Origin of the sequence: Bartonella sp. CL70QHWL (assembly GCF_042194855.1) — a bacterium.
Classification (GTDB): domain Bacteria; phylum Pseudomonadota; class Alphaproteobacteria; order Rhizobiales; family Rhizobiaceae; genus Bartonella.
In genome coordinates this window covers 33,888-39,904 of sequence record NZ_JBHINJ010000014.1, presented here as the reverse complement: position 1 = coordinate 39,904, position 6,017 = coordinate 33,888, and the positions used below count along the sequence as shown (strand labels likewise).

Below are 6,017 nucleotides of genomic sequence, written 5' to 3'. Positions count from 1 at the left end.
GAGGAAGAGGGGTGTTCAGTTGTTAAGTGTGTGATGGGAGAGAAAAAGGGGGAATGGAGGATGAAGAGAGTGCGCATGGATAAGAGGAGAGTATGGATAAGGCGGGTGTTGCAAAGAGATGCGTGAAGGATGGCGAGGAGATAGGGCTTGATTTGTCGAGCCTGACGAAGTGCTGTCGTTTGAGGAGTGGGTGGGTGTAAGCTTTATTTTGTGGGGAAAGCTGCTTTTTGACGTGGGATTGTAGATTAGTGCTGGTTGGGAATTTTCATTCTTTGAGACGTGGGCTGGAAGTCAGTGTACTAATATAGCAGATTTTGATCTCATAATTTTTACATTCTTTCTTTTTTTAAAGCAAATAAGCAAGAAAAATTAATATATTACTTGATATTAGAGTAAATGCTTATATCAAGAGGAGTATTTCTTTAAAAATTTTCACTTAACTTATTAAGCGATTTATTAGAATAAAAGACTCTTCTGAAGTTCATATCACCAATTGTATCGAAGGAAGTGTAACTTTAAGTGTAGAAAAGTTTAATATCGGATGGTTGATATGAATTTGTTTTTAAAAAAGAGTCCATTAGCTCTTTTTTGTTCTCTCTTTATTTCCAAAGTTGGTGATTATGCTTATGAAGTTGTTTTTATTTTACTGGTCTTAGAATTAACAGATAACACCTTTTTTACAGGTCTTGTGTATTTTTTTCGATTTATCCCTTTTCTCTTTTTTGGCCCTATAGGAGGTTGGTTAGCGGATAATTTTTCTTTGAAGAAAAATATGATCTTAAGTGAAGTTGTTAGATTATTAGCTTCATTGTTTGTTTTTATAACCACTATAACAGGTACGGCACATATCATTGTTCTTATTTTTGCAGCAATATGTACAACGATCGGAAGAAGTATTTTCCAACCAAGTTTTCAAGCTGCTATTCCCAGAATGTTTTCAATAAAAGATCTTACAAAGGCCAATAGCATTGCTCAAATTATCATGGAAACGGCAGCCGTCATTGGCCCTTTGGTTTGTTCCATACTGCTTTTTTTAGCAAATAAATCGGCAGTACTCATTTTTGATTTTTTTACCTATTTTATATCTATTATCATGTTATTTAATCTCATGAATTTAAATTCAAGCGAGAATAAATCATTCAATTTTATAAAAATTTATCGAGAAACAGCTTCATATCTTAAATATATTTCTACAGAAAATAATAATTTATTTATTACGCTCGTTAGCTCGTCGTTTGCTATTCTCTTTACGGGTGCAATTTTAAGATTTTTAATTCCAGCTTTTGTTCTTTTTGTGGGGGGAGAGGAAAGCTTTGTGAGTTATATTTTTTCTCTCATGGCTGTTGGAACTATTGTTGGTGGTTTGTTATATAGTAAAATTATATTAAATATTACTTCGTTGAAGCTCATGATATTTTGGCTTCTTTATGGGGTTATTCTGTTTGTTATGCCCTTAGCTGCAGAAATTTATTTAAAATTCCTTCTCGTGTTAGCATTTGTTTTAGGATTTATTGGTGCCTTTGTGGATATTGGTTTAGTCTCAGCTATTCAATTATATTCTCGTCGTGAAGATTTTGGTAAGAGTTTTGGAACCTTTTCAACTTTAGCAAACTCTGCGGAAGCAATGTCTGGCTTTATTGCTGGACTTTTGGCTCTCGTGGGATTGTTAAGCTCTTTTTTAGCGATGTCCGCATTAATTATTTCCACGGGAATTATTGGCGTTGTAAAAATTAAGAAAAATAAAGAGTTAACACCTCTTAACACGACAGTCGATGACGACCATTGATATATTTGATATCTCCATGCCGTTTCTTTTTTTTTAAAGACGGTTTTGCTCATTATCTTATTCATGAGGTAAAAACACAGCTCTTTGAAGGGGGTGATCTGAAACGAATGAGTGGTCAGTGGTGGAAACTTGCTAGGCAAGCATTTGAATTCTTTACAGACCGTTGTTTATAGAGTGGTACGGGGTGGTGAACCTTTCCTTGGCTTTGTTCTGTAAATGTGGAGAAGCGTAAAAATGTGAATCTGTAAAAGTGAAGTGGAGGATTTATGGGTTCATATATTGTGCGTGTTTTTTGTCATGATATGGAGGGGTGAGAAGGATTGGGGGGAAGTGTCTTCGTGAATGGAGGGGAAATGAAGGGTGCTGTGCGTTGGTTTATGTAATGCAACACACCATGAAAGTAAGTATACATATACTATATGCTTTACATGTGTTTTTTCGTACTTTTAACATATATATTTTGTGTCTTAAACATAAGCTTTGAGTACTATGAGAGATGGTGGTCGTTTTTTTAAACAAGCGAGAAAGTGATTAACTAATGCTTGATAGTAAAGCAGTATGTTGTTAAGGCTATTCTTTGAAAGGATGCTCTTATTTCTGGTGTAGGAGCTTCTCAGAAGAGAATACAATTAATAGGGGAGTTAAGATGTCAAAATATTTATTTCCGTTGCCTCTTGTCTTGGTGGCTGGTTGTGCATCTATCAATAATTATTCATCAAGTTATGTTAGTCCAAATATTACGCAAGATGATATAAAATTAATTGCTAACGATTTTGTTCGTAATCTTAAAAAACCTTTACCGCCCGCTACAACAACACTTATTGTGAAAAAAAATAAAACAGAAGACAACTTTACTCCTGTATTTATTAATCTCTTGCGACGGAATGGATATAACGTGATCTATACAGATCAACCAAACAAACAGCAAAATGGTGTAATTTTGACTTATCAAATAACGCCAATAAAAACAGGTATTCTGTCTATGGTTTCTTATGATGAGGTTGGAGTAACGCGTTATTATTTCCGTACTTATAATAGATGAAACCCCTTTGCCGGTTTGTCTCAAAAAAGTAGATAATGAAGAAATGTGTTTCAGGGGAAGTGTTGGGATTAAATTAATCAATAAAAATTTGCAGATATGAAAATTGCATATTCAGACGACAATTATTCGTCGTCTCGTTTACAATTGCAGTGTTGTAACGAAGAAAGATGTCGTTTTATCTGTTTGCAATCCTTCATGTTCTGTCTCAATTATATAGCGCTTTTATCGTTTCTGTCTTATAGAAAATTACTTTCTGTTCTACGGCTCTATATGCCAATCTAATAGTCAGATCTAAACAATCAAATTCATATGAACTCTTTACAGAAATCTGTTGTTTGAGATTGTTGGAAAGGTGTTTTGTTTTTATCAAATTGTCGCGTGGTGGTTTGGGGGGTTCCTTTGGCTGCGTTCTGTGAAGATGTAAAAGCGTAAAAATGTGAATCTGTAAAATGAAGCGGAGGATTTATGGATTTATATATTGTGCGTGTTTTTTGTCATGGTATAATGATAAATCCATTGAGCACCCCTATCTTTACACTTATGAAGAAGCAAGCTGGGTATTATCATTATATTTGCTAGCCCCTAATGTTGTGACAGCTCTTGGAAAGGTTCATAAGAGCCATTTTACTCCTTTCTTAATAGTTTTACACGGGCTCTCCTCGCTTTTAACGTGGAAGCGAATGATTTTGATTGATTCAACATGGGAGGGATTTGAAATGAGAGAATCTTACGATATTCGGAACTCTCAATCAATATAAATAATGCTAAATTATCATTATAAATCAATATATTGTTATTGTATGGAGTGGTGAGAAGGATTGGGGGAAGTGTCTTCGTGAATGGAGGAGAAAGTTGGGATGAAGAGTGCTGTTGAAGTGCGTTTTCTGGAGAAGAGTGTGTGGGGAATGGCTGTGAACAGATTGCAGAGCTGATGTGTAAAGAGATGTGAAGAGAGAAAAATCGTGGTGGGCGTTTATATTCTATGCGGAGCTTAACAATTATAGTTGCATCTATATTTGTATGGGGGATATCCGTGAAATGGGTGTGAGAAGCATTGAGAGGTGTTTTTTTAGTAAGCGGGTGGAATGAGCAATACAATGAAATCCTATTTAGAGGGGAAATCCTATTTAGAGGGGAAATCCTATTTAGAGGGGAAATCCTATTTAGAGGGGAAATCCTATTTAGAAGGGAAATCCTATTAGAGGGGGAATTCTATTTAGAGGGGAAGCCTATTTAGAGGGAAGCCCATTTAGAGGGAAGCCCATTTAGAGGGAAGCCCATTTAGAGGGAAGCCCATTTAGAGGGATACCTATTTAGGAAAAATCCTATTTTAGCTCTTGTTGTTTTAGACATTGTGTTTTGTATGAGGGGCATTTTGCAGGAAAAGTGTTTTGAGGGATGTGGCTCCCTTAAAGAAAAACACAAAAATATCAAAAGAAAAATATAAAAACTTGACAAGGTAAATGTAAAAAGGTATCATAATGATACAATCGGAATTGTGCGTTTAAATCAGAAGAGATCTTTTGATAAGATTCTGTGAGAGGGGTGGGGATTTTTTTCCAAGGTTTTGGTGTTTTTATCCTATTTTGAAGTTTGTTATCCTATGATGTCGTAAACCGGTGCCTAAACCGTTTTTTGAGATGTGGTGGTATCAGGCGGCAAGGCTTTAGGCAGAGGGGAATATTGGCAACGGATGTCGATTGATGCGCTTTTGCCTAATCAGAAATCAACCACAAGATTGCTTTTTGTTTTTTCGGCTGGAGCTCTCTAAAGTTTTTCAAAAGTGCGTGTTCTTTTTCGCTGTATGTGTCTTGATCGTGGTGTAAGGCATGTTCTTTTGTGGGAATATCTGCTGTTAAAAGGTCCGCATAAAAAAAGTTCATAGGAACCTCTCGTTTTTTAGCAATTTCAAGCAAACACCCCGCGCTTACACGATTTAAACCTTTTTCATATTTTTGGATTTGTTGAAAACTGACACCTAAATAGCTTCCTAACTCCTTTTGAGAAAGTCCCATTGAAAGTCGTCTATAACGGATTCTTTTACCTATTGAAATGTCATTAAAATGTGAATTTTTAGTTTGCACTTCAAGCTCCCCTCCGGTTGCGAGCGCCCTCGCATGAGTATTCCGGGAGTTTGAAAGCACTGAGCTCAGCCAGCCTTTTGCTTTTAGTGCTGACAAGCACTTGGACATAGCAAAAGCTCCCGGAATTCCGGGATATCCGCAAAGCGGGATAAATTTATGTACTGAGCGTTCGGGCTTTCAAATCCCTATTTGACCGTTGCGTGGACGATCAAAAACACAGAACTATCAATAAAGTAGTTTCAGAAGATTGGCAAGAAAATTAAAATATTTTTTAGTCTGTTATACTGTAAAATAGGGATGTTTGGGGGTGGTAATCTGATGTTAGTAGGGGAATTTATTGGGTAAGAGGTTGGATGATAGTTTAAAACCAGTGCGGGGTGGAAGCTTTATTCAGCAGAGGAAAATTTGCTTTTTGAAGTCGAATTGTAGATCAGAGCTTATCTGGCGTGTTTGATGAAACACCATTCTTTGAAGTGTGGGATAGCCATATGAAATAATCAGCAGGGAAATCTGATAGACGAGAAATCAGCTTGTTGACAGACCCGTGTTTACAGAACGGTGCGGGGTAGTGATTTGAGCGTTTCATTTGGCTGCGTTCTGTAATGATGTAAAAGCGTAAAAATGTGAATCTGTAAAATTATGCGGAGGATTTGGGCTTTATGTGGGCTCTTATCTTTTTGGGTGTGTCCCATTTTTTAATTGTTGAATGCTTGGCAAATTTTGTTGCTGATTTTTATGTCATTTTTTGTGTTTGAGGTTTTGGTTTCTCTTTAGTTGGAAGGAACATGATGATGGTAGATGAACATTGTCTTCCCTTACGTCGAAGAGGGCGGAAAAAAGGGGCTTTAAATAAAACAACAAAGCGATTTAATGAAGCTCTTTTGACAGCGGCGGAGCAGGCTGGATATCACTATGGTGAAGATGGGCTGGTGTCTTATCTTCAGTATCATGCTCTCAATAATCCCGTACCGTTTTTTTCGCTGCTGGCAAAAGTGTTGCCTCTTCAGGGGGCTGGAGAAGGGCAGGTTAAAACAGTTTCGCGTATTGAGATTGTACCAGTGAATGCAAAAAATAGTGAACCGGAGAAGTGTGATACTTCGATAAC

At 36.7% G+C, this 6,017-nt stretch carries 4 protein-coding genes; 3 read left to right on the top strand and 1 reads right to left on the bottom strand.

The annotated features are described in order from the left end of the window. Positions 1-550 precede the first annotated feature (550 nt). Positions 551-1,786 carry an MFS transporter gene (locus tag ACFIJZ_RS07175; RefSeq protein ID WP_375631428.1) on the top strand — a complete coding sequence of 412 codons (1,236 nt, stop codon included), beginning with the start codon at positions 551-553 and terminating at the stop codon, positions 1,784-1,786. 646 nt (positions 1,787-2,432) lie between these two features. Next, positions 2,433-2,828: a hypothetical protein gene (locus tag ACFIJZ_RS07170; protein WP_375631420.1), complete on the top strand. Its 396-nt coding sequence runs from the start codon at positions 2,433-2,435 to the stop codon at positions 2,826-2,828. 1,715 nt (positions 2,829-4,543) lie between these two features. Here the strand turns inward: ACFIJZ_RS07170 and ACFIJZ_RS07165 are convergent. After that, positions 4,544-4,912, bottom strand: a complete 369-nt coding sequence (locus ACFIJZ_RS07165; protein WP_375631419.1) for a helix-turn-helix domain-containing protein — start codon at positions 4,910-4,912, stop codon at positions 4,544-4,546. A 788-nt stretch (positions 4,913-5,700) separates the two neighbouring features. Between ACFIJZ_RS07165 and ACFIJZ_RS07160 the strand changes: the two genes are divergently transcribed. Continuing rightward, positions 5,701-6,017: hypothetical protein (locus ACFIJZ_RS07160; protein ID WP_375631418.1), on the top strand; the 317-nt coding region annotated here is incomplete at its 3' end.

Coding starts and splice junctions, on each gene's coding strand:
- ACFIJZ_RS07175 (WP_375631428.1), top strand. CDS start 551: ATGAATTTGTTTTTAAAAAAGAGTCCATTAGCTCTTTTTTGTTCTCTC.
- ACFIJZ_RS07170 (WP_375631420.1), top strand. CDS start 2,433: ATGTCAAAATATTTATTTCCGTTGCCTCTTGTCTTGGTGGCTGGTTGT.